The 23,687-nt window shown below is 39.9% G+C and carries 23 protein-coding genes, 1 pseudogene and 1 riboswitch; of the genes and pseudogenes, 15 read left to right on the top strand and 9 right to left on the bottom strand.

Translation table 11 applies throughout. The features are described 5' to 3' along the window. Positions 1 to 60: 60 nt before the first annotated feature. A complete protein-coding gene (locus tag MHH33_RS02225; protein WP_342542818.1) occupies positions 61 to 1,143 on the top strand; it encodes a DUF2087 domain-containing protein in 1,083 nt (360 codons plus the stop codon). Positions 1,144 to 1,162: 19 nt separating this feature from the next. Here MHH33_RS02225 and MHH33_RS02230 read toward each other — a convergent pair whose 3' ends face one another. Then, positions 1,163 to 1,315, bottom strand: a complete 153-nt coding sequence (locus tag MHH33_RS02230) for a hypothetical protein (RefSeq protein WP_342542819.1) — start codon at positions 1,313 to 1,315, stop codon at positions 1,163 to 1,165. A gap of 167 nt (positions 1,316 to 1,482) precedes the next feature. Between MHH33_RS02230 and MHH33_RS02235 the strand changes: the two genes are divergently transcribed. From MHH33_RS02235 to MHH33_RS02250, 4 genes are all read left to right on the top strand, one after another. Continuing rightward, on the top strand, positions 1,483 to 2,007 hold the full coding sequence (locus MHH33_RS02235; protein WP_016429634.1) for a hypothetical protein: 525 nt from the start codon (positions 1,483 to 1,485) through the stop codon (positions 2,005 to 2,007). A 15-nt stretch (positions 2,008 to 2,022) separates the two neighbouring features. Next, on the top strand, positions 2,023 to 3,564 hold the full coding sequence (locus MHH33_RS02240) for a flotillin family protein (protein ID WP_342542820.1): 1,542 nt from the start codon (positions 2,023 to 2,025) through the stop codon (positions 3,562 to 3,564). A 151-nt stretch (positions 3,565 to 3,715) separates the two neighbouring features. After that, a complete protein-coding gene (locus MHH33_RS02245) occupies positions 3,716 to 4,654 on the top strand; it encodes an HD-GYP domain-containing protein (protein ID WP_342542821.1) in 939 nt (312 codons plus the stop codon). A gap of 84 nt (positions 4,655 to 4,738) precedes the next feature. Next, entirely contained in the window at positions 4,739 to 5,185 is a 447-nt protein-coding gene (locus MHH33_RS02250) for an NUDIX domain-containing protein (RefSeq protein ID WP_342542822.1), read from the top strand. A 188-nt stretch (positions 5,186 to 5,373) separates the two neighbouring features. Here MHH33_RS02250 and MHH33_RS02255 read toward each other — a convergent pair whose 3' ends face one another. Then, entirely contained in the window at positions 5,374 to 5,697 is a 324-nt protein-coding gene (locus tag MHH33_RS02255; RefSeq protein WP_342542823.1) for a hypothetical protein, read from the bottom strand. Positions 5,698 to 6,168: 471 nt separating this feature from the next. On the opposite strand from MHH33_RS02255, the gene MHH33_RS02260 reads away from it, so the two are divergent. From MHH33_RS02260 to MHH33_RS02275, 4 genes are all read left to right on the top strand, one after another. Then, positions 6,169 to 7,167: a GNAT family N-acetyltransferase gene (locus MHH33_RS02260; protein WP_342542824.1), complete on the top strand. Its 999-nt coding sequence runs from the start codon at positions 6,169 to 6,171 to the stop codon at positions 7,165 to 7,167. Continuing rightward, positions 7,157 to 7,648 (top strand): hypothetical protein, encoded by a 492-nt coding sequence (locus MHH33_RS02265; RefSeq protein ID WP_016429641.1) that lies wholly within the window; start codon positions 7,157 to 7,159, stop codon positions 7,646 to 7,648. Before MHH33_RS02260 ends, MHH33_RS02265 begins: the two co-directional genes overlap by 11 nt. A gap of 3 nt (positions 7,649 to 7,651) precedes the next feature. Then, entirely contained in the window at positions 7,652 to 8,305 is a 654-nt protein-coding gene (locus MHH33_RS02270; protein WP_016429642.1) for a diphthine--ammonia ligase, read from the top strand. Between the two features lie 91 nt (positions 8,306 to 8,396). Then, entirely contained in the window at positions 8,397 to 8,849 is a 453-nt protein-coding gene (locus tag MHH33_RS02275; protein WP_342542825.1) for a DUF4362 domain-containing protein, read from the top strand. A gap of 46 nt (positions 8,850 to 8,895) precedes the next feature. On the opposite strand, the gene MHH33_RS02280 is transcribed toward MHH33_RS02275, so the two are convergent. From MHH33_RS02280 to MHH33_RS02305, 6 genes are all read right to left on the bottom strand, one after another. Then, positions 8,896 to 10,056 carry an SAM-dependent methyltransferase gene (locus MHH33_RS02280; protein ID WP_342542826.1) on the bottom strand — a complete coding sequence of 387 codons (1,161 nt, stop codon included), beginning with the start codon at positions 10,054 to 10,056 and terminating at the stop codon, positions 8,896 to 8,898. A gap of 211 nt (positions 10,057 to 10,267) precedes the next feature. Then, positions 10,268 to 10,798, bottom strand: coding sequence for a histidine phosphatase family protein (locus tag MHH33_RS02285; protein ID WP_342542827.1), 531 nt, complete (start codon positions 10,796 to 10,798; stop codon positions 10,268 to 10,270). Between the two features lie 75 nt (positions 10,799 to 10,873). Further along, positions 10,874 to 11,341 (bottom strand): 6,7-dimethyl-8-ribityllumazine synthase, encoded by a 468-nt coding sequence (ribE, locus tag MHH33_RS02290; RefSeq protein ID WP_342542828.1) that lies wholly within the window; start codon positions 11,339 to 11,341, stop codon positions 10,874 to 10,876. Positions 11,342 to 11,353: 12 nt separating this feature from the next. Continuing rightward, positions 11,354 to 12,547: a bifunctional 3,4-dihydroxy-2-butanone-4-phosphate synthase/GTP cyclohydrolase II gene (locus MHH33_RS02295; protein ID WP_342542829.1), complete on the bottom strand. Its 1,194-nt coding sequence runs from the start codon at positions 12,545 to 12,547 to the stop codon at positions 11,354 to 11,356. A 12-nt stretch (positions 12,548 to 12,559) separates the two neighbouring features. After that, entirely contained in the window at positions 12,560 to 13,189 is a 630-nt protein-coding gene (gene ribE / locus MHH33_RS02300; protein WP_342542830.1) for a riboflavin synthase, read from the bottom strand. 118 nt (positions 13,190 to 13,307) lie between these two features. After that, on the bottom strand, positions 13,308 to 13,721 hold the full coding sequence (locus MHH33_RS02305; protein ID WP_342542831.1) for a hypothetical protein: 414 nt from the start codon (positions 13,719 to 13,721) through the stop codon (positions 13,308 to 13,310). 83 nt (positions 13,722 to 13,804) lie between these two features. Continuing rightward, positions 13,805 to 13,949, bottom strand: a riboswitch (FMN riboswitch). A 160-nt stretch (positions 13,950 to 14,109) separates the two neighbouring features. Here MHH33_RS02305 and MHH33_RS02310 point away from each other — a divergent pair. The 6 genes and pseudogenes from MHH33_RS02310 (at position 14,110) to hflX (ending at position 21,796) form a co-directional block, all read left to right on the top strand. After that, on the top strand, positions 14,110 to 15,744 hold the full coding sequence (locus MHH33_RS02310; protein ID WP_342542832.1) for an AMP-binding protein: 1,635 nt from the start codon (positions 14,110 to 14,112) through the stop codon (positions 15,742 to 15,744). Positions 15,745 to 15,902: 158 nt separating this feature from the next. Further along, a complete protein-coding gene (gene putP, locus MHH33_RS02315) occupies positions 15,903 to 17,387 on the top strand; it encodes a sodium/proline symporter PutP (RefSeq protein ID WP_342542833.1) in 1,485 nt (494 codons plus the stop codon). 117 nt (positions 17,388 to 17,504) lie between these two features. Next, positions 17,505 to 18,179: a VOC family protein gene (locus MHH33_RS02320; RefSeq protein ID WP_342542834.1), complete on the top strand. Its 675-nt coding sequence runs from the start codon at positions 17,505 to 17,507 to the stop codon at positions 18,177 to 18,179. Positions 18,180 to 18,333: 154 nt separating this feature from the next. Further along, positions 18,334 to 18,702, top strand: coding sequence for a DUF485 domain-containing protein (locus tag MHH33_RS02325; RefSeq protein WP_342542835.1), 369 nt, complete (start codon positions 18,334 to 18,336; stop codon positions 18,700 to 18,702). Beyond that, a pseudogene (locus MHH33_RS02330) lies at positions 18,699 to 20,235 on the top strand (sodium/solute symporter). Before MHH33_RS02325 ends, MHH33_RS02330 begins: the two are co-directional and overlap by 4 nt. Positions 20,236 to 20,524: 289 nt before the next feature. Further along, complete coding sequence (gene hflX, locus MHH33_RS02335; protein ID WP_342542836.1) at positions 20,525 to 21,796, top strand: GTPase HflX; 1,272 nt, start codon at positions 20,525 to 20,527, stop codon at positions 21,794 to 21,796. A 46-nt stretch (positions 21,797 to 21,842) separates the two neighbouring features. On the opposite strand, the gene MHH33_RS02340 is transcribed toward hflX, so the two are convergent. Continuing rightward, a complete protein-coding gene (locus tag MHH33_RS02340; RefSeq protein WP_342542837.1) occupies positions 21,843 to 23,555 on the bottom strand; it encodes an ABC transporter ATP-binding protein in 1,713 nt (570 codons plus the stop codon). Positions 23,556 to 23,687: the final 132 nt, after the last annotated feature.

Here is a 23,687-nt window from a genome sequence, read left to right on the forward strand (position 1 = left end):
CTGTGTAAACAATAAGTATTATTGTCTATAATAAATAAAACAAAACAAGGAAGTGTTTATATGCATTCGTTGATTGATGCAAATTTATATGAAATGAAAAATGGATTTACAGAAACTGAAGAATCATATAAGTGTCTAATGTGTCACAAATCTATTGAGAAAGGTCTGATATACCCTGTAGGTGAACAGTTTTACGAGGCTTCAAAGTATATGCAATTACATATTAGAGAAAAGCATGTATCAGTATTTTCCTATTTAATGGAACAAAATAAAGAAATTACAGGGTTATCCGATCAGCAGAAGGCCGTGCTTCACCTTCTGTTTGAAGGGAAATCAGACCGTGATATACAAGATTCTTTGAAAATCGGGAGTGCATCTACAGTTAGGAATCACCGTTTTTCTTTAAAAAAGAAAGAACGGCAAGCGAAAGTATATTTAACCTTAATGAGCTTGATGGAAGAGGGACACAAACTTAGCGCTCAAAATAAAGAAGATTCCCTATTATTTGAGGAACCATTCGAAATAACAGAAAAAGAATACGAGGAAGTATTGAAGAAGAACTGGTCGAATGGAAAGTTACGAACATTTAAATTACAGGAAAAGCATCGATTCATTGTCTTATGTGAAATCGTAAAGAAGTTTGAAATAGGAAAAATCTATACGGAAAGAGAAGTAAACGCACTTATTAAAGAAGTGTTTGATGACCATACATTTGTAAGAAGATATTTAGTGATGTATCACTTTTTGGCAAGAAAAACGGATGGATCCGCTTATTGGAGAAAAGAAAAAGAAGGGGCGGATATTGACCGGAAGAAAGAATTAAAGCAGCAAGTGAAGGAAGAGAAGACAATTGCGGGTGTGTATTGTGTAACGAACAAACAAAATGGCAAAATGTTCATTGCTGCAGCGCCTAACTTGAAAAGACAAAATGGTTTGAAGTTCGAATTGAATGGCGGTACTTTATTGAATAAGGACTTGCAGAAAGATTGGGAACAATTCGGTGAAGAGTCATTTCAGTTTGAAGTGTTAGAGTCCATTGAAACGGAAGGGAAATCTGCTGTGCAGTTAAAAGAAGAACTAGCAGATGCAAAAGAAAAATGGTGTGTTGAAAAACAGCCTTATGGTGAACGTGGATATAATTGAAAGTAGCACATGTGCGGACTCAAGATTGAGTAGCACATGTGCTTTTATTTTTGGCTAGAAGTGCGGTTGTAATCTGCTTCACACAAGTAGAGATATCTTCAATACTCGTATCAACTTCCACATCATGCAGAATTTGGTCGACAACCAGATTCACTCCATTATCGAGAAACATTTGAATGGTACTATGAAAAAAATTCTGTAGGCATATGGCAGTTCCTGTATTCATTCAATTCATCTCAGCTAATAGTATCAAAAAAATATTTGGAAAAATGAAACTTTTCTTTTTGTCCTCCGTAGTAATAGGTGCGACTAAAGAATTCATTAAATGGGAGTGATTGGATGTCCATTGAACAAATCTACATGTATGTGCTCCTCATTACGGGGGCAGTGACTGTTCTGTATGTATTTTTTGGAGATGTTGCTGAAGGGATTGGGGAAGGCATTCCTTTTTTAAACCCTACCGTTATAATGGCATTCGTCACTTTTGTTTCAGCCAGCGGGTATGTGCTTGAAGTCTCCACCAACTGGAATAGCTGGATTGTCTTGTTTGCGAGTCTCGCAGTGGGAGTGGTTCTCGATATTTTACTGTACTTTTTTATTTTACTACCCATGGCATCAGCCGAAGTGTCAATCGCCTATACGGATGAGTCGTTAGCAGGTTTAGTTGGCAAAGTCATTACGCCCATACCATCTGACGGTTATGGTGAGATTGTGATTGAAACCGTTGGCGGGCTTCTATCCAAGAGAGCAGTAGGCTATGACAATGAAGAGATTGCCTATGGCAAAGAAGTGTTAGTAATTGAGATAGAGGAAGGAACGTTTCTTGTCAGGGAATACGAACCTTTCGTTTTTAATAAAAAATAGATGGGGGAAATGAACATGGATATGAGTATGTTAGTTGTAGTGGGGATAGTGGCGTTTGTGTTGGTTGCTATTATTGGTGTGTATGTAACGAAATACAAGACTGTTGGTCCTGATGAAGCATTGATTGTAACAGGTAGTTATTTAGGGGCGAAAACGGTTCATACAGATGAATCAGGCAATCGTATAAAAATCATTCGTGGTGGCGGTACATTTGTATTTCCAGTTTTTCAGCAAGCACAGCCATTAAGTTTACTATCAAGTAAGCTGGAAGTTACGACTCCTGAAGTTTATACAGAGCAAGGTGTGCCGGTAATGGCAGACGGAACGGCCATCATTAAAATTGGTGGATCCATTTCCGAAATTGCAACGGCTGCTGAACAATTTTTAGGGAAGTCAAAAGAAGATCGTGAAAATGAAGCAAAAGAAGTACTGGAAGGTCATTTGCGCTCCATTTTGGGATCGATGACAGTGGAGGAAATCTACAAAAATCGCGACAAATTCTCGCAAGAAGTACAACGTGTCGCTTCTCAGGATTTAGCGAAAATGGGTCTAATCATTGTTTCATTTACCATCAAAGATGTACGTGACAAAAATGGCTACTTGGATTCACTTGGTAAACCACGTATTGCACAGGTCAAACGTGATGCTGATATTGCAACAGCAGAAGCAGATAAAGAAACACGAATCAAGCGTGCTGAAGCTGCAAAAGAGGCACAGCAATCCGAAATTGAACGTGCGACTGAAATTGCTTTGGCTGAAAAAGAGAATTTGCTGAAAGTCGCTGAGTATCGTCGCGAGCAAGATATCGCGAAGGCGCGTGCTGACCAAGCTTACGAACTCCAGACTGCAGTCTCGAAACAAGAAGTTATGGAACAGGAAATGCAAATCCGCATCATTGAACGTCAAAAGCAAATCGAACTTGAAGAAAAAGAAATTTTACGTCGCGAGAAACAATACGACTCTGAAGTTAAAAAGAAAGCGGACGCGGATCGTTATGCTATCGAGCAAAACGCGGCAGCTGCAAAATCCCGTGAAATGGCTGAAGCGGATGCGGAAAAATACCGTATCGAGGCAAGAGCGAAAGCGGATTCTGAAAAAGTACGACTTGATGGATTGGCGAAAGCTGACTCCGAACGTGCACAGGGTGAAACAGAAGCTGATATTATTCGCTTGAAAGGTCTTGCAGAAGCGGAAGCGAAACGAAAAATTGCGGAAGCATTCGAACATTACGGTCAAGCTGCAGTGTTGGATATGATTGTACGCATGATGCCGGAATATGCGAAACAAATTGCAAGCCCATTAGCAAATATCGACAAGATTACAGTGGTGGATACTGGCGGTGGAGAAGGTGGCGGCGCAAATAAAGTTACGTCGTATGCCACGAATTTAATGTCTACCCTTCAGGAAACATTGAAAGCTTCTTCTGGTATCGATGTGAAAGAAATGCTTGAAAACTACTCGGGCAAAGGAACATTGCGTCCAAGTTTAGACCGGATTTCCTATGAGATGCAAGACAAGAAAACGCAAGAAAAAGTGGAAGATCACGTATCAATTTAAAATCTTGAGCTCTCCGATTTTTGGGGAGCTTTTTTAGTAGAAAAAAGATATAAATGAACGTAATAATTAGATAATTTTGCCGAGTTTTAATGACAAATTAAGGTGGTAAAGGTAAAGTGAATAAAAGTATAAGTACGGTGGGGAGGTACCTATGGCATTAACAAGCGAACAAATCATTGATATAAAAGAAAAAACTTCCCTTGATCGAATTAATGTAGGACATGCAATTTCAACGTGCATAGGTAAATCTGAAGAAATAGGCTACAGTCTTTTCTCTTTGTTTCCCCGTCGTTCGTTCTGGGTGCGCTATACCACTGAAGACGTTCATTCAGCGATTGAAAAATATACAGTTGTTCAAGGAGTGCTTGAAGTCCAATATGAAGGAGACACCTTCTTTTTGCATGCAGGTGAGACCTTGGATGCATCCGAATATCCAGAGCTATTATCTTTTTATGGGGAAGAAGCTGTAGAAATCCTCGTCGAAATGACAGCGAGCATATTTGAAAGGAATTTTAGTAACACCGAAATCGTGCAACGTGACGCTGCTGCAATAGAGCATGTGGATGGTTACACTTTTCATCATTGCTCGCGAATCAAAGATTATTCCATTGAATTATGGAAGAAACTGGGTCAACCCGTTGAGCGCGTGAGATTGCTCAGATGGGGTGCTTATTTTCATGACATAGGAAAGCTAGCGATTCCCCTTGAAATTTTAAATAAAAAAGGGAAATTCACCCCTGAAGAGTGGGTAATTATGAAATCTCACACAACATTAGGTGCTAAGATGATGCGTGAACATGAAATTGAATGGTTGAGAGATTCAGCATTTATTGTTGAAGAACATCACGAACGTTACGATGGAAAAGGATATCCTTTCGGTTTAAAAGGAGATGAGATTTCATTGGAAGCGGCGATTGTTTCCGTTGTTGATTCATTCGATGCGATGACCACTGATCGTGTTTATCGTGATTCATTGACAATTGAAGAAGCAATACAGGAGATTATTCGTGGTAGGGGAACTCAGTTCCATCCAGTCGTGGTTGATGCTTTTTTAAAACTGTTGCATGAGCAGCAATTTAAATGGAGATAGAAGGTCTGGTATGACTTTCCAAGCCTTTTGCATTTGCACAACGCCTAATTGAAAGGAAGTAATTTGGTGAATTACATACAGACAATGAGAAAGATGATTGGACATGAACCACTCCTGACTGTTGGATGTGGTGTCATCATTGAAAGAGGGAATCAAATTCTACTACAACATCGAACAGATGCGGATGTGTGGTGTATTCCTGGAGGAGTAATGGAATTAGGCGAGAAAGTTGAAGAAGCAGCTCGAAGAGAGACGGAAGAAGAAACAGGCTTGAAAATTGGTGACCTGGAATTTTTCGGCATCTATTCAGGACAGGAAGGTTTTACTAGATATGCTAGCGGGGATCAGGTGTATAGCATTCAAATTATTTTTAAAGCATCCTGTTTTTCAGGAAATCTAATTCAAAAAAGCGATGAAACACGTGCCCATGCCTTTTTTGATAAACAAAATTTGCCTGCCAATTTAAATTCTCACCAATCCCGATTCATTATGGATTGGGTTCAACAAATGCCTTTACCTATCATTAAATAAGCCAAAACACATTAAACGTGTTTTGGCTTTTCTTTTTGAATACCCATTCCCGTTGAATAACAAAAACCGACCAATAACAACACGCTATCCACAATGACCTTGATGATCATTTCACCTCTTCATGTTAAGAAAAAGAGACCGTGAACCATACCGGCAAATAGTGCCATGATGAGTCCGGCAAGAATCATCTACTTTAGAAACGACTTTTCGTCGCCTTCTTCAAACACTTTCTTTCGGTTGATTGAGTAGTTGAAACTAGCTGAAATGACCCTTGCTATAATGGTGGCCAGAAAAATATACATTTGGGGTGCATCATCTCTCCATGTCCAGATAAATAAAGCAAATAACCCCATATCTAAGCCAAAGGAAGCGGTAAATTTCAGAAACACTTTATAAATCTGCAGGGAGGATCGAATAGGTTGAAAATGCGAAGATTTATTGCCGTTTAAATATACAGTATCAATTTCCACTTCATGAATCGTCAAGCCTGCCTTTTTTGATTCAGCTAGCATATCCCGAATTTTTTCTCATTCATGCAAAATGGAAGGAAACTAGATGACTTTGTCGAATTTAAACAGTAAGTCTATTCAGTAGTAGGGAGAAGTATTTCTTATGTCATTTCAGGATTCGATGATGTACAAAGTGAGAATCAATAATGAAATGATGAGTGTATTCATCAAATAGTATGTATTTCGGGAAATTTGTCTGTCGAAAAATGTAGAGCGGTCGACAAGTTTATAACTTAAAACCATGATACCGATCAGAATGATCACTGACACAAAAATAGGCATATCGTAAATTTTTTAATCGATAAATCGCACAAAAATAAGTGAAGCAGTCATAATTACTCCATAAGCAACGCGTTTTAATTCCATGGATTAACTCCTTTACTTTTTTATCAAGTATAGCAAATAGCTAAAAAGATAGATAAGAACTGCAGAGTAGGGAGTTGCATGAAAAATAACCAGTAAGGGGGAGTTAACATGATTCAATTTGTAGGACTAGACGAACAGTATTACCCGGCAATGGCTTCGCTATTGTCAAAACGACACCAAGTAGAACGAATTCGATATTCATTCCTCCCAAAACGTTTTGAGGAGGCAGCGGAAACTGAGAACCTGCTTCGTGAAATTGCCAAAAACCCTTTCGTTAATGGTATTGTGGCTCTCCGTGATCAGCAAGTAATTGGGTATATGCTGTATGAATTCAAGGAAGATGCAAAAAAAGGCCGCCACATTATTATTGATTATCCATGCTTGGCCATTTCAGAAGATGCACATCCACGTTTGATACGTCTATTGTATGCAGAGGCAGGTGCGGAATGGATTGCCGGGGGATATTTCCAACATATCATTTACGTTCCGATTGGCTACGATCGCTTAGTTTATGAATGGCTGGAGCAAGGTTTCCGTTTTGAACAAAAATATGCAATGCTCGACATAAAAAACTATGAACCGAAAGCAAAACATACAGATACTAGCGCAATTAACATACGCCGATTGGCAGAAAACGACACGGAAATGCTTAAAAGTATGTCGCGTTGGAACAGCATTCATCAAGCTTCCGCGCCATCATGGAATCCGATTACAAAAGAATCACTCCAGGATGTGAAAAGTGGCTATGCAGCTCTCGCAAAAGATGCAGAGGCAATTGTCATGATTGGTGAACAGGAAGGAATTCCAGTTGGTTTCCATGTTTACTACGAAGCGGATACTTCATCCAATATGTATACACCTAATCAAACAGTGGATCTTCCGGCGGCTTCTACCAACCCGCAGTACCGGGGACGCGGAGTAGGGAAAGCCCTTGCAGATGCGAGTCATGCTCAGTTAAAAGAAATGGGTTATGATTATGCATTGGCTGACTGGCATACGCCCAATCACTTGGCATCCTATTTCTGGCCGAAACTCGGGTACCAGCCGTTTATGATTCGCATGGTTCGAACAGTCGATAACCGGATTGCCTGGGCGCATGGCAAATAAAATACGTATTGTTGGATCAGTTGGCAGCGGAAAAACGACACTTGCAAGGAAGCTGGCTGTGCAAAAAGGAATTGAGATGCATTCATTGGATGATGTGGTATGGTCGAGATGTGCTGGAGGAGATATTCGCAATTCTGAGGAAAAACGGGATTCCCAATTAGCTGATATCATTAGCCAGCCAACCTGGATTATCGAAGGTACACACCTTGGTTGGTCAATGAAGACATTCGAGGAAGCGGACCAAATTATTTTCCTGCATCCTCGTCTTTCTGTGCGTCTGTATCGGATTTCACGGAGGTTCTACAAACAAAAAAGAGGCACTGAAAATGCTAGTTATACACCTACTTGGAGAATGTATGGTCGTATGTTCAAGTGGACGTATCACTATGAAACCATCTTTAAAAAACAAGTTCGAGGAATCATAAACAACGCCCCTGAAAAGGCAGTGGAGATTCGCGATGGAAGAGAGTTAGGAGTTTAAACAATGGAAAACAAACCGTTTGTTGCATCATGGAGTGGCGGCAAGGATTCAGCTATGGCCTATTACCGCGCAATCCAATCAGGGATGATCCCCAAGAGATTACTGACCATGTTTCAGGAAGATGAAGAAATCTCGAAGTCACATGCTCTGCCATTAAAGGTAATAAAGGCTCAGGCAGATCGCCTGAACGTGCCATTAATGATTCGTGGCGCAGGATGGGAAGACTATGAAATGAAGTTTATCGATGCCATGGACGAGTGTCGCTCAGTGAGCATTACTCACGGCGTCTTTGGTGATATCGATCTTGAAGGACATTTGGAATGGGTACAAAAAACATGTGCAAAATCAGATATCATTCCTATTCATCCATTATGGCAAGAACAGAGACGTTCGATACTGGAGGAACTTTTGGAGGTTGGATTTGAAGCGGTTATTGTCGTAATAAACACAAAGATGATGCCAAGGGACTACATTGGCCGCACATTCACGAGAGAGCTGATGGATGAATTAGAAGCACTGGGAATCGATTCGTGTGGAGAAAACGGGGAGTTCCATACGGTCGTCATTGATGGTCCGATTTTTTCATCACGTGTACCAGTTAAGTTTGGCGAAGTAAGAGAAAACGAAGGATATGTTTTCTTGAGTGTTGAATTGTAGTATTGTGCAAAGGTTAATTTATTGGTAATTTTATACATCATCTGATTTCCTTGTTATAATGTTAAGTACTAACTTTCAATGGGGGATGACCATGAAAAAATACTATGTAGCCATATTAATTTGTATATTTTTCATTTCAGGTTGTCAGCAAAATCAGGTGACTCCCAAAATCACTTATGTAAGTGGTTCTGTTCAGGAAGATTATCAACCTTCACCAGAGGATATTGTCAATAAACATGGAGACATTACAAATCTAGAGACGTTCCAAACCTTTAAGGACAATATCGATCATGGGGAAAGTGACGAAATTCGAATTATCACTTATACCGAAGAAGGTGACCCAATGATTCATGAACTACTTTACGACGGAAAGTTAATCCATTCAACAGAGGATACGACAAGGGATCATTTCGGATCGGGGAGTATTAACAGCATAAGTTGCGAATCATTAGAAGCGAAAGATAAAGCTGAAAGAACAGATTATTATTTAAGTGACTGTACAAATCAATCTAACGGACCATTAGTTCTGGTTATTTGGAAATAAAGAAAAAGGCATTGTCTTTTAAAACAATGCCTTTTTGTATATCGATTTATAGATAATCTTTCAGTTCATTCTCAAGAAATGGTTTTGCTTGCAGGAAATCTACAAATGCACGGTATTTTTTCTGTTCCTCTGTTGTCGATTTATTTCCATTGAAATAAGCTCGAATCAGAATGTTTTTTGGTGTATTTTCCATATCGATAAATTCGAGTAATTGCGCATCGTAGCCGACAAGTTTCAGCAACTCCGCCCGAATCGAATCAGTAGCTAGAGCGGCAAACCGTTCTTTCACAAGTCCATGCTGAAGCATAACTTCTAGAGCGGGGCTGTTCAGTTGAGTGTTCAGCTCATGCTGACAACATGGCACACTCAGAATCACTTTTGCCCCCCATTTTACAGCACGGGCAAGCGCCATATCCGTTGCAACATCACAAGCATGAAGTGTTACGACCATATCCACCGATGTTTCCTCATTATAGTCATTGATATCCCCAACCAGGAATTCAAGGTGATCATAGTTCAAATCATCCGCGATTTGCTGACAATCTTCAATTACTTCCTTTTTCAAATCCAGACCGGTAACACGAATGTCGAGACCTTTTTCAATTCTTAAATAGTGATACAGAGCAAAAGTTAAATAGGATTTCCCGGACCCAAAATCTAAAATTCGTACCGGTCGATCTTTCGGAAGGTAGTCCAGTGCATCGTCGATAAATTCGACAAAACGATTGATTTGTCGGAACTTATCATGCTTTTGCTTTTTGACTTTGCCATCAGGTGTCTGAACACCTAGACGTACCAGAAACGGGTAGGATGTATCTTCGTCCAGTAAATAATTTTTCTTTCGGTTATGAGAAAGGTTGACCACTTTTTTCGAAGCAATCTGTTCCGACTTCCACAATACTTTAAACTTTTTGGAAAGCTGAATATGCACTTTTTCTTCCTGAAAATCAGCTTGCACTTGTCTGTATTGCTGGAGTAAGGCATGCAACTTTTCATTTGCTGCATCAAGTTCTAGGTTTTCATGCTTTAGTACACGTTCATACTGGTATTCAAACTGAATATGATAAATGCCCTTTAATTCAAGTGGCTTTAGCTTCACTCGTTTTACTTCTTCGGATTTGGCACGGGGTTGGCTAATCGTCGCAGCAATCAGCTGTTTTTGATGAATCAAATCACTTAATTGATCGAGCATTTGTTGATATTCCATACAGACCGCCTTCTCTTCATGTTTATTAACGATAGTTTATCACATTCGTCAGGATTACTTTTCTTCCAGTCGGGAAAAGGGGGAGATAATTGAGTGAACTCTTCATTGTGATGATGAATGGCCGAAATTCCAAATCGAATGGACAAAAACCAAAAATCCGCAAAAAGGAAAGCCTCTCCCAATCCACTTGAAGTGAACAGGAGGGGCTTCATCAATCTTTCCATAATTGCTTAATGCTACTCTTATTATTATCAATGATAAGAGTATATACATCTGGATTACGAAGTGATTTCCACTCCTCAAAACCAATGGAATCATCAAAGTGTTTCAAAATGAGACTCATTAAATTACCGTGTGTAACGAGTACGGTATTGTTTTGTGCCTCTTCAATGACTTCAATAGCGCGAGCGGTCGCCTCTCGACTGGATTCGCCACCCACCAGCTTCAAATCGAGGTCAAGAAATGTCTTCTCTAAAAGCTCGAGCCAATTAGGTAAATCAGACGTGCTTAACGTGCGTTCTGCCAAGCGAGCATCAATAGTAAGCGGTAGATCTTTTGCTTTGGCTGTCGGTTCAATTGAATGTTGAGCCCTTATAAATGGACTTGAAATGATATTTTCAATCGAAATTCCACTAAAAAATGCAGCCAACTTTTGAGCTTGTTCAAATCCTGTATCAGATAATTGGGCTTCCGCAGCTTGTCCGGTTGCAGAACAATGTCGAACGAGGTATAGCGTCTTCATTTCGTGAACACCCCTTTTAATCATTTGTAAAATTATACAATAAAACCCCGAAGCAAAGAGCTTCGAGGTTAATGATTAACTTAATTTTTTCATCAAATTTGCCATTTCGATAGCGGCTGTTGCAGATTCCCAACCTTTATTTCCGGCTTTCGTTCCAGCGCGTTCAATTGCCTGTTCGATTGTATCTGTCGTTAGAACACCGAAGATGACAGGAATATTGTGTTGATATCCAGCGTTGGCAACTCCTTTAGCTGCTTCGTTGCAAACAAAATCGAAGTGTGGGGTAGAGCCACGTATCACAGTACCAAGCGTGATGACGGCATCGTATTTTTTTGAAGCAGCCATTTGTTTTGCGACCAGTGGAATTTCAAAAGCACCGGGAACCCAGGCAATCGTCACATTTGCTTCATCCACACCATGACGCTTCAGTGCGTCTTCAGCGCCCCCCAATAGTTTACTCGTAATAAATTCATTGAAACGTCCAACGACGATGCCAATTTTTAAATCGGACCCAACTAAATATCCTTCTAAATGTGTTGTCATATATAAGCTCCTCTATAAACTCAGAAAATGCCCGAGTTTTGATTTTTTGGTTTTCATATAGCCTTCATTGTCTGTATGAGATGGGATCTCGATTGCCACACGCTCGGTTACTTCCAAGCCGTATCCATCTATTCCCGAAATTTTTCTAGGATTGTTTGTCATGAGCTTCATTTTACGAACGCCAAGGTCACGTAAAATTTGGGCACCAATTCCATACTCTCTTAAATCATCTGCAAAACCAAGTTTTTGATTGGCTTCGACAGTATCCAATCCTTCGTCCTGCAGTGCATATGCTTTTAATTTGTTGATTAATCCGATGCCACGGCCTTCTTGTCTCATATATAACAATATGCCGGAGCCTGCTGCTTCAATTTGTTTGAGTGAGGCATGGAGCTGTGAACCGCAATCACATTTGCGAGAAGCGAAGACATCCCCTGTCAAACATTCAGAGTGTACACGGGTCAAAATAGGTGTATCCTCAGAGACCGGGCCTTTTACAAGGGCAATATGCTCTTTACCTGTCAAAGTTTCGGTATACCCAAACACCTGGAAATCACCGTACTCAGTTGGCAAAATAGTTTCTACTTCACGGGTAATCAGCTTTTCATGCTTTTGTTTGTAAGCAATCAACTCAGCGATCGTTAAAATGCCGATATTTAATCGTTTTCCTATGATAACTAAGTCATCGAGTCTGGCCATTGTGCCATCTTCATTCATAATTTCACAAATCACACCCGCAGGCGCTGACCCTGCAAGCAAGGCTAAATCAACTGCTGCTTCTGTATGTCCGGCACGCTTAAGGACGCCACCTTTTTTCGCAATCAAGGGAAAGACGTGACCTGGTCGTTTAAAATCGGTTGCAGTCGATTGATTGTTTATCATTTGCAGAATGGTGTGAGAGCGTTCGAATGCGCTGATACCTGTCGTCGTGTCGATATGATCGACACTGATTGTAAAAGCCGTACTATAAGGGTCTGTATTATGATCCGTCATTAACCCGATATCCAGTTGACGTGCAATTTCTTCCGCCACTGGTACGCAAATAAGACCTTTGCCTTCAGAAGCCATTAAATTTATGATTTGAGGGGTTGCAAATTCCGCAAGCGCAACAAAGTCTCCTTCATTTTCACGATCTTCGTCATCAACGACAATGATGGCTTGTCCTTTGGATAATGCTTCAACTGCTTCTTCTACTGTATAAAACATAAGAAACCTCCTTTAAAATCCTTTATCCTGTAGCCATTCTTTTGATATGCCAGTTTTAGATGTAAGTATACGTTCGGTATATTTTGCGAGCATGTCACATTCAATATTCACTTTTTCACCAATGCCTTTTTCACCAATCAATGAATCATATTGCGTTGTTGGAATTAAGGAAATGGTGATTGAAGTTCGTTCTACATCAAAAATAGTAAGTGAAGTGCCGTCTATTGCTACAGAGCCTTTTCGCATCATGTATTTCATGAGGCTGGAATCCAATTCAATCTTCTTTGTAATGGCATTGGATTCTTTTTTTATCGAGCGAATGACACCGATGCCATCCACGTGCCCACTGACAAAATGACCACCAAACCGTCCAACTGCTGACATGGCACGTTCCAGATTGACGCGACCGTTTGACGATAAGTTAGCTAAAGTGGTCGAGTTAAAGGTTTCTGGAATAACATCCACAACAAACGTATCATGTGTAAAAGATGAAACCGTCAAACAAACACCATTTACGGCGATACTATCTCCTCTTTTCACATCTTCTAGTACCACTTTTGCACGAATGGACAATTCGAGCGCATGTGATTTACGTTTGATGGAAGTGACAATGCCAATTTCTTCAATGATTCCTGTGAACAAGTAATCAACCTCCTACTGAAAAGAGAATTGATGCGAACATCAAAGCCTTATTTGTTATCCATTATTCAATTAGTGGTACCAATTATATACGCCTGTAGAGACATATTTTGTATAGCTTTTAGTAATAAGGATTAGAATTTTTTCCACCAAGGGGCAGGTAGGTGGTGGGGAAAGGGATATGATGATGAATCCAATTGACGAAATTCAAAAGCGCTTTTAAACGATCACGCGTCAAAAGAAAGTTCTCGCGTAATTTCGGGGGTCGAAGCTCGTTTTTAGCAGCAGTTGATTTGAATGTGTCAGATGGATAATTTGTATCGGAATGAAAATATACTCGTGTATGTTGCTTCGCTTCTTGTGTGAATTTTCCTGCACATACTTCAAATTGGGTTGCTTTAAGAAGCTTATCCATAATGATAAGTGCTTTTGGAATTCTAGCCGCATGGAAGTTGGAATCAGTACCTTCTGATCGAGTGCTCTTCAAGCACGGAATTGATAAGCTGGACTGCATGCGAAGTTTAAACGAATTCAAATGTTGTTTAATGATACAAGCTCCTCCTTTCGAGTTTCAAAATCGAAAAGAAGCGACGCGCGAGCATGACAAATAAACCTCTCTATACTCTTCTCCCATCCAGACTATACTGTCGGTGTTGGATTCGCACCAACTCCACCGCTACTTTTTCAAGCACCGGGTCACGGACTTACAAATCTACATTTGTTCACCGCCGGTAAGGAATTTCACCTTGCCCCGAAGAATATAAAGCGACTACTTATCTTTTTTATAGTAGCACAATATACTGGTTTTGATAAAATCATCAAGCACTTTACGCAGGTGGATAAAGATGGATTTTGCATTTACAATTCGTCTGAATTTTGTGATAACATAATAACCAAGACATCACAAAGGGGGAAGCAACAACATGTTGAAACATCAAACGGTGGGGGAAGTAGTTCGAGAAATGGCGAAACGATATCCCGCTACAGAAGCGTACGTATATCCAGAAAAGCAATTACGCAAAACATATAAAGAATTTGATGAAGAGACAGACCGCTTGGCAAAGGCTTTCATGGGGATGGGCATTGCTAAAGGAGAACATATCGCCATTTGGTCAGATAACAAGAGAGAGTGGTTATTGAGCCAATACGCTACTGGCAAAATGGGAGCCGTTCTTGTGACAGTCAATACCAATTATCAGGAAAAGGAACTCGAATATTTATTGAATCAATCCGATTCCACCACACTTATTTTAGGTGAAGAATTTAAAGGAACTTCTTACATAGAGATTATCAATGCAGTTTGTCCAGAATTGAAGTCATCTATTAAAGGGGATATTCACTGTGCGAGGCTGCCTCATTTCAAACGAGTCATCGTCATGAGTGAAAATGAATATGCCGGAATTTATTCTTGGAGTGAGTTCGAAGCGCATGCAGCAAACATCACTGATATGGAACTGGACGAACGTCTGGAATCGTTGGACACAGAAGATGTGATCAATATTCAATATACTTCAGGGACTACCGGGTTTCCAAAAGGTGTCATGCTGACACATATGAACATTGTGAATAATGGCCAAATTATTGGGGATTATATGAAGTTAACACCAGAGGACCGCTTATGTATTCCAGTGCCATTCTTTCATTGTTTCGGCTGTGTTTTGGGAACGCTTGCGGCTGTCACACATGGGACTACGATGGTACTGGTAGAGCAATTTGACGCAAAACGTGTACTGCAGGCTGTACAGGATGAAAAGTGTACAGGTCTTCACGGTGTTCCGACGATGTTTATTGCTGAGTTGAATCATCCAGAATATAAACAATTTGATACATCCTCATTGCGAACAGGCATTATGGCGGGTTCACCTTGTCCGATTGAAGTAATGAAAAAAGTAATTGATGATATGGGGGCAAGCGAAATAACCATTTGTTATGGACTTACTGAATGTTCGCCTGTCATTTCACAAACGAAAGCGGATGATGCGATTGAAAAACGTGTAAAAACAGTTGGAAAACCTCATCCTCACGTGGAAGTGAAAATTATAGATCCTGTAACCAATGAAGAATTGCCTGCAGGAGTGCCTGGTGAATTATGTGCTCGGGGATATCTTGTAATGAAAGGTTATTACAAAAATGAAGAAGCGACACGTGAAGCAATAGACGAAGAAGGTTGGCTGCACACAGGGGATATTGCCATTTTAGACGATGAAGGCTATCTAGAAATTACAGGTCGGATCAAAGATATGGTGATTCGTGGTGGGGAAAATATTTACCCTCGTGAAATTGAGGAGTTTTTATATCAACATCAAAGTGTTCAGGACGTACAAGTGGTGGGAGTGCCAGATCCGAAATACGGTGAAGAATTAATGGCTTGGATTATTGCTAAAGATGGGGAAACGATTGATGCCGAAGAAATACGTTCGTATTGCAAAGGGAAAATTTCGCATCATAAAATTCCGCGTTATATTGAGTTTACGGAATCGTATCCAATGACCGCTTCTGGCAAAATTCAAAAGTATCTCTTGCGTGAAATGTCGAAAGAGAAAAGTATTAGCGTGTAATATGACATATTTCCTGGGAAATACAAAAAATGCTGTAAAACGTTGGTAATTCTATGTTTAGTGACAATTCTTACTAAAAAAATATTCTCGTTCTTCTGCAAGTTGCGTGTTATGATGAATTTTGAAATACTCATAACAATCTCAAAGGAGGAAAAAGTATGTCTGATTATGTATATCAATTAATTGCGATAATTATCTATATGGCTGCAATGCTTTATATCGGTTATTATTCATACCGAAAAACAGCTAACTTAACGGATTACATGTTAGGTGGACGTTCTTTAGGTCCCGCGGTTACAGCGTTAAGTGCTGGAGCAGCAGACATGTCAGGTTGGTTATTGATGGGTTTACCAGGAGCAATCTATGCAACAGGTTTAGTAGAAGCTTGGATAGCTGTTGGTTTAACAGTAGGAGCTTATTTAAACTGGTTACTAGTTGCACCACGTTTACGTGTTTATTCACAAGTTTCGAATGATTCCATTACAATTCCAAGTTTCTTGGAAAACCGCTTGAAAGATACTTCACGTTTATTGCGTGTCGTTTCTGGTATTATCATTTTGATATTCTTTACGTTCTATGTATCATCAGGAATGGTAGCGGGTGGCGTCTTCTTTGACGAGTCATTCGGTTTAGACTATCATACAGGTCTTTTGATTGTATCGGCAGTAGTTATAGCCTATACACTGTTTGGTGGATTCCTTGCAGTAAGTTACACAGACGTTGTACAGGGACTAATTATGTTCTTGGCGTTGATTTTGGTACCTACTATCGGATTATTTATGGTGGGCGGCTTCGACGGCGCAGCAGAAAGCATTCGTTCTGTTGATCCATCACGTTTGAGCTTGCTTGAAGGAGCAACAGGCTTAGGTGTAATTTCTGCTATTGCTTGGGGTCTTGGCTACTTTGGCCAGCCACATATCATTGTTCGCTTTATGGCAATCAGTTCTGTAAAAGAAACAAAACAAGCACGTCGTATCGGGATTGGTTGGATGGCATTAAGTTTGGCTGGAGCCATTGCAACAGGTTTAATTGGAATCGCTTACTATCAGCAAAATGCTGGTGAAACATTGGGTGACCCTGAGGCAGTCTTTATTGCATTAGGACAAGTTATTTTCCATCCATTTATCGCAGGTATTATGTTGGCAGCTGTACTTGCTGCAGTTATGAGCACGATTTCTTCTCAATTAATCGTTACTTCTTCAGCCTTGATTGAAGATTTGTACAAAGCTGTTATTAACAAAGATGGTTCAGATAAGCATTTTGTGTTGCTAGGACGTCTTGCAGTACTGTTTGTATCAGTTGTTGCTATTTTTATTGCATGGGAACAAAACACGACCATCCTAGATTTAGTTGCGTATGCTTGGGCTGGTTTTGGTGCTGCTTTCGGGCCTGTTATTTTGCTATCACTATTCTGGAGAAAGCTTACTACTTGGGGCGCTTTAGCAGGTATGGTCGTTGGAGCAACTACAGTGGTTATTTGGGGGAATAATGAAACCCTTAAAGGCTTAATTTATGAAATTGTTCCAGGATTTATCCTATGTTTAATCGTAGCTGTTATTGTAAGTTTGATCACGTACCGTAAGAATGAAGAAATTGAACGTGAGTTTGATGAAACACTTGTACTATTGAAACAAGATAAATAAATCTCAATCCCACAACATATGTTGTGGGATTTTTTTGACCCTTTAAACCTTTTGAGGTAATGAAGTTATTATATTTCTTGTCTATAATATGAAATAGTATAGAAAGGAGCTCAGAAAATGATTGAACTGGACCATGTCGTATTTTTTAGCAAGCAAAGCCCAAAAGAGCATGTTCGAAATAACAAAGGAACTTCTATCGGGGGACGACACAAAAGTTGGGGAACAGTAAATGCCTTAACCTATACAAGAAATGGTTACATAGAATATTTGTCAGTGGAACAGATGGACATTGCCAAACAGGCGAATCACCCTCTTACAAAACTACTACTGCACGATTTAGAGAATGGTGAAGGATGGGGAACGATTTGTTTCCGTACTGAAAATATAGAAGCACTCAATAGAAGGTTGAAAAATGAAGGATGGACTACATCTGGCGTATTGAATGCTGAACGTGAGACATCTACAGGGTTTATACGGAAATGGAGAATGCTTTTTATTGAACAGACCGTTTCGGATGAATTGCCCCTTCCATTTTTTATCGAGTGGAATGAATCTTTTGAAGAGCGTATGCAAAGTTTGAGGGAAGATGGGACGCTGAAAGATTACAATGAACAGTTGCAAATTTCACGATGTGAATTCTTGGTAAAACATCCCCAAAACCAAGTGAAAAAGTGGGGAAGCCTTCTGGGGATTGAAACGTCAAATGACACAATAACTTTAGTTAACACCGATTTAGTTTTCCTGAAAAGCACTCAGGAGAAAGAGCGTCTCTCGCATGTAGAAATTAATTAATATTTCTTCCGAAACACATGCTTTCAGTGCATGTGTTTTTTTCTGCAATCTCAATCTCTCGTACTCTTCGAAATCCGAATGAAATAGATTGACATTCTATTCTAATATTGTTTTAATTTTAATTGTATTCTGAAAATTAAAACAAAGAAAAGGGGTGTTTCAATTGGTAGTAGCATCAAAGCGAAATTCAACGAAAATTAAGCGCAAATCATTACCCGATTTTGAAAAAATTGAAGAGTCTCCCGGTTTTCGTAATCTCTTAAAAAAGAAAAAAGCATTTCTGATTCCTAGTACACTATTATTTTTAGGCCTTTATATTTTATTTCCTATTATTATTTCGTATTCTGATGTTTTAAATGCCTCATTTATTGGTGATATTTCATGGAGTTGGATATATGCTCTTGGATTATTCATCATGACGTGGACTCTTGTAACCGTTTACATGAAAAAATCGGCTGAATTTGACCGAATGGCTAATGAAACACTAAAAGAATTTAATTACGAGGAGGAGGATAACCAATGAATCCGATCGTAGTTATCTTATTTTTAATTATCGTGGGGATGACGTTGGTGGTTACATACTTCGCAGCCAAGAAAACAAATACAACAAGTGAATTTTATACAGCTGGTGGAGGTTTGTCAGGTTGGCAGAACGGTCTTGCGATTGCAGGAGATTACCTATCCGCAGCATCCTTTTTAGGAATAGCCGGGGCAATCGCATTATACGGTTTTGACGGCTTCCTGTTCTCCATCGGTTACTTGGTGGCTTATTTAGTGGTTCTGTTTATCGTTGCGGAACCGTTGCGTAATCTTGGAAAGTATACGCTTGCCGATATGATCAATTCGAGATTTAACGCGAAGAAAGTTCGTGCTGGTGCGGCAATCAGCTCCATTACCATTGTTATTTTCTATATGATTGCCCAACTGGTGGGTGCAGGGGCACTGATTCAATTGCTTTTTGATATACCGTATTGGATTGCTGTTCTACTAGTAGGAATCATGATGACGGTTTACGTATTATTTGGAGGTATGACTGCGACCAGTTGGGTACAGATTATTAAGGCTGTTCTCCTCATGGCAGGTACTATCATAATTTCGTTCCTTGTATTGAAGGAATTCAATTTCAATATTTTTGAAATGTTTACATCAATGAAAACCGCAACTCCTCATGGAGCAGATTATTTGAATCCGGGAGTTAAATACAAAATGCCACTGGATACACTATCCCTGATGATTGCGCTTGTATTTGGAACAGCGGGATTGCCTCATATCCTAATGCGCTTCTTTACAGTGCGTGACGCAAAAACGGCGCGCAGTTCGGTTATGTGGGGCAACTTGGATTGTCGGTATTTTCTATGTCATGACCATCTTCTTAGGATTTGGTGCAGCTGCGTTTGTTGGACAAGATCTCATCGTGTCAACCAATCCTGCAGGAAATATGGCTGCTCCTCTTTTAGCTCAAGAATTAGGTGGAGATTTCCTGATGTCCTTTGTCTCGGCAGTTGCATTTGCGACGATTTTAGCAGTGGTTGCAGGGCTTGTATTATCAGGTGCCTCCGCATTTGCACATGATATTTATGGGCAAATCATTAAAAAAGGTAAAGCTACAGACAGACAACAGATGATGGCTGCTCGGTTCGCTTCATTGGGTGTGGCTGTATTCTCCATCATTTTGGCATTGTTCGCTCAAAGCTTGAATGTGGCGTTTCTTGTGTCGCTCGCCTTTTGTATTGCTGCCAGTGCCAACTTACCAGTTATCGTCTATACGATTTTCTGGAAAAAATTCAATACAGCAGGTGCAATTTCCGCCATGGCAACAGGACTAATATCTGCTTTAGTACTTGTTTCCATTAGTCCAAGTGTAATGAACCCGGTTGAAGGTGTAGCCATCATTACAGGAAACCCGATTTTCCCATTGACGAACCCGGCACTTGTATCAGTACCACTTGGATTTATTGGTGGATGGATCGGAACGCTTCTGACGAAAGAGTCGGACGTGAAGAAATTTGCAGAAGTTACAGTGAAAGCAAACACAGGTGGCTTCCGACAATTGTAAGAAGTTGTATCTATTTAAACGAGTATGATACGATATAAGTACTTTAAGGAACGGAGGTTTTCCAAATGATTGACTACAAATTCCGATGGAACACTTTGCGATGAAACTAAATAATGCAAAGAACTGCTACTGTGCAGGTTAATCGGGATAGGTCTATCCATTTTGAAAACCAATATACTTTTCAGAAAAAGAGAGCGACTCGTATGCTCTCTTTTTCTGTCTACTATTACTGGCAAAAAAAGGATTATTTCGATTTTCTCTCGGTAGGATATTGAGGAGGAATTCACAAATGGAAGAATTAATGGAACGTGCTATTGTCGTTGGCGTCAATTTAAACAAAGATGAACATTTTGAATATGGCTTAGAAGAATTACACAACTTAGCAGAAGCATTAAATGTAGAAGTTGTTGGAGAAGTGACGCAAAACTTGGATCGGGTAAATCCGGCGCACTATGTTGGAAAAGGAAAAATCGATGAAATCAAAGCCTTCTTTGAAGAAGCGGATGCTAATCTTGTCATTTTCAATGACGAGTTATCACCATCACAAATCCGTAACTTGGAATCCGCATTGGAATGTAAAGTTATTGACCGCACCATGTTGATTTTGGATATTTTTGCTCGACGGGCTAAATCTAAAGAAGCACAAATGCAGGTAGAGTTAGCGCAGCTTCAATATATGCTTCCACGTTTAGTTGGATTGCGGGCATCACTCGGTCGTCAAGGTGGCGGCACTGGTGGGGGCTTTAAAAACCGTGGGGCCGGGGAAACAAAACTTGAACTCGACCGCCGAAAAATCGAAGACCAGATTGCGAAACTTCGTCGCGACTTAGATCATGTAAAAGACCAACGCGAAACGCAAAGAAAACAACGTAAGAAAAATGAAGTCCCTGTAGTATCAATTGTGGGCTATACGAATGCCGGGAAATCCACGATCATGAATCGCCTACTTGCAAAAACAGGGCAAATCGATGACAAACAAGTTTTTGAAAAAGATATGTTATTTGCAACACTTGAAACGTCAGTCCGTCAAATCCGTTTACCTGATCAAAAAGAGTTTTTACTTACTGATACAGTAGGATTTGTCAGCAAGTTGCCAACACATTTAGTAAAAGCATTCCGTTCTACTTTGGAAGAAGCGCGAGAAGCTGATTTGCTCCTTCACGTAGTCGATGTGTCCAATGATGAGTATCGATACATGATGGACGTTACAAATGAAACGTTGCAAGCGGTTGGAGTTGAAAATGTTCAGACGCTTGAGGTATACAACAAGTCCGACTTAGCAGGTGTGAATTATCCACATGTGAGTGGAAATAACATCTGGATTTCTGCCAAAGAAAATGCAGGACTGGATGAATTGATTGAACTGATTCGCACGCATATTTTTGCGGACTACAAGATGTGCCGAATGCTCATACCATATGACCGCGGAGACGTGGTGTCCTATTTAAACGAACAAGCCTCTGTTCAAGGGTCTGAGTATGAAGAAGAGGGTACGTTATTGAAAGTTGAACTAAAACAAGCAGATTATGAACGGTACCATGATTTTGTGCTGGATAAGTAAAAAAACGCATTCCCGATTTCCCGGGAATGCGTTTTTGCTTTTCTATTTATTGATATTGGATATTGTGTAATCTTGCAAATAGACCATCTGCTTCTACTAATTCCGTATACGAACCTTCTTCGGCAATACCTTCTTTCGTTACGACTATTACACGATCTGCATCACGTATAGTTGCAAAGCGATGAGCAATAATAAGCGTTGTGCGATTTTCAGCCAGTTCACTTAAAGCTGCCTGGATAATTTTTTCCGTCTCCGTATCAAGTGCCGATGTTGCTTCATCTAATATGAGAATCGGTGGGTTTTTCAGGAACATACGAGCGATGGCTAAACGTTGTTTTTGTCCACCTGATAGTTTCAAGCCTCGTTCCCCGATTTGGGTCTCGTAACCATCTGGCAACTCGGAAATGAATTCTTGTAAATGAGCTTTCTTTGCTGCCTCCATTATTTCTTCCTCTGAGGCATCTTTTTTTCCATAGGCAATGTTTTCTCGGACCGTCCCAGTAAACAGAAACACATCCTGTTGTACGATTCCAATTTGTGAGCGCAATGATTGCTTACTCATATCACGAATATCAAGTCCATCGATTGTGATGGAACCTTCCGTGACCTCGTAAAAACGGGGGATCAATGAACAAATCGTCGTTTTACCTGCCCCAGAAGGACCGACAAATGCCACGGTTTCTCCAGCTTTAACTGTTAGGTTGATATCTGAAAGTACTTGTTGATGTTGATCGTAGTTGAAATGGACATGATTAAACGAAATATTGCCCTGCAAATGATTCACATGTTTTGCATTTGGACGATCATTAATTTCCGGTTCCTGTTCGATTAAATCCAGGAAACGTCTGAATCCGGCCATTCCTTTTGGATAAAGCTCAAGCAATGCACTGATTTTATCCACAGGTTTAATTAGTACATTTATAAAGAGGACAAAGCTGACAAGTTCTCCATATGATAATTTTCCATTGACTGTGAACCATGCACCTACGACCAATACGATCAAAGTCATTAGACGCGTCATCATGTAAATGCTGGAATGCGTTCCAGCCATTACTTTGTAAGCGACAAGTTTAGCTAGTCTAAATTGCCCATTATCATGTTTGAATCTGTTAATTTCAAATTCTTCATTTGTGAAAGATTGAACCACCCTAACACCTGAAACACTGTCTTCAACACGACCATTTACATCGGCAATTTTGATGTACATGTTCTTCCATGCTTGATTCATTTTGATATTGCTGAATGTAACCAAAACAATCAAGAATGGAATCATAATAATAGCGATGATTGCAAGCTCAGGATTGATGTTGTACATAATGAGAAATGCACCGATAAACGTCATGATGGCGATAAAGAAATCTTCAGGTCCATGATGGGCCAGTTCGCCAATATCGAATAAATCATTTGTGATACGACTCATTACATGTCCCGTTTTGGTATTATCGAAAAAGCGAAAGGATTGGCGTTGTACATGGGTAAACAGTTGTTCACGCATGTCCGTTTCAATATTGATTCCAAGCTTGTGGCCTAAATAACTGACGATAAAATTCAGTAAGGTACTGAGTAAATAAACGGCCAGCAGGAGGACGCTTACGGTTACAATCGTACCCCATTCCCCTGTAGGCAATAATTGGTCAATGAACCACTGGACTGCCAGTGGAAATGCAAGCTCTAATATAGCCACGATTATGGCACTGGTGAAGTCGATAATAAATAGTCGTTTATGGGGGCGATAATAAGAAAAGAATTTCCTAATCATATAAGTTCTCCTTGGTATTTTTAATACTGGCAATTATAACGGAAAATGGTCCTAAACACGATAAAAAACTTCAGAACTCGAAGGAAATCAAAGTATTTCAAGTTCCGAATGTTTTTTGACAATTTAAAGAGG

Source organism: Paenisporosarcina sp. FSL H8-0542, from assembly GCF_038632915.1.
Classification (GTDB): domain Bacteria; phylum Bacillota; class Bacilli; order Bacillales_A; family Planococcaceae; genus Paenisporosarcina.

Excerpts from the sequence above, each read along its gene's own strand:
- MHH33_RS02235 (WP_016429634.1), top strand. The coding sequence starts at position 1,483 with ATGTCCATTGAACAAATCTACATGTATGTGCTCCTCATTACGGGGGCA.
- MHH33_RS02295 (WP_342542829.1), bottom strand. The coding sequence starts at position 12,547 with ATGTTTTATACAGTAGAAGAAGCAGTTGAAGCATTATCCAAAGGACAA.
- MHH33_RS02310 (WP_342542832.1), top strand. The coding sequence starts at position 14,110 with ATGTTGAAACATCAAACGGTGGGGGAAGTAGTTCGAGAAATGGCGAAA.
- MHH33_RS02260 (WP_342542824.1), top strand. The coding sequence starts at position 6,169 with ATGATTCAATTTGTAGGACTAGACGAACAGTATTACCCGGCAATGGCT.
- MHH33_RS02255 (WP_342542823.1), bottom strand. The coding sequence starts at position 5,697 with ATGCTAGCTGAATCAAAAAAGGCAGGCTTGACGATTCATGAAGTGGAA.
- ribE (WP_342542828.1), bottom strand. The coding sequence starts at position 11,341 with ATGACAACACATTTAGAAGGATATTTAGTTGGGTCCGATTTAAAAATT.
- putP (WP_342542833.1), top strand. The coding sequence starts at position 15,903 with ATGTCTGATTATGTATATCAATTAATTGCGATAATTATCTATATGGCT.
- MHH33_RS02225 (WP_342542818.1), top strand. The coding sequence starts at position 61 with ATGCATTCGTTGATTGATGCAAATTTATATGAAATGAAAAATGGATTT.
- MHH33_RS02320 (WP_342542834.1), top strand. The coding sequence starts at position 17,505 with ATGATTGAACTGGACCATGTCGTATTTTTTAGCAAGCAAAGCCCAAAA.
- MHH33_RS02270 (WP_016429642.1), top strand. The coding sequence starts at position 7,652 with ATGGAAAACAAACCGTTTGTTGCATCATGGAGTGGCGGCAAGGATTCA.
- MHH33_RS02265 (WP_016429641.1), top strand. The coding sequence starts at position 7,157 with ATGGCAAATAAAATACGTATTGTTGGATCAGTTGGCAGCGGAAAAACG.
- MHH33_RS02230 (WP_342542819.1), bottom strand. The coding sequence starts at position 1,315 with ATGTTTCTCGATAATGGAGTGAATCTGGTTGTCGACCAAATTCTGCAT.
- MHH33_RS02285 (WP_342542827.1), bottom strand. The coding sequence starts at position 10,798 with ATGAAGACGCTATACCTCGTTCGACATTGTTCTGCAACCGGACAAGCT.
- hflX (WP_342542836.1), top strand. The coding sequence starts at position 20,525 with ATGGAAGAATTAATGGAACGTGCTATTGTCGTTGGCGTCAATTTAAAC.
- MHH33_RS02250 (WP_342542822.1), top strand. The coding sequence starts at position 4,739 with ATGAGAAAGATGATTGGACATGAACCACTCCTGACTGTTGGATGTGGT.
- MHH33_RS02280 (WP_342542826.1), bottom strand. The coding sequence starts at position 10,056 with ATGGAATATCAACAAATGCTCGATCAATTAAGTGATTTGATTCATCAA.
- MHH33_RS02240 (WP_342542820.1), top strand. The coding sequence starts at position 2,023 with ATGGATATGAGTATGTTAGTTGTAGTGGGGATAGTGGCGTTTGTGTTG.
- MHH33_RS02245 (WP_342542821.1), top strand. The coding sequence starts at position 3,716 with ATGGCATTAACAAGCGAACAAATCATTGATATAAAAGAAAAAACTTCC.
- MHH33_RS02275 (WP_342542825.1), top strand. The coding sequence starts at position 8,397 with ATGAAAAAATACTATGTAGCCATATTAATTTGTATATTTTTCATTTCA.
- MHH33_RS02340 (WP_342542837.1), bottom strand. The coding sequence starts at position 23,555 with ATGATTAGGAAATTCTTTTCTTATTATCGCCCCCATAAACGACTATTT.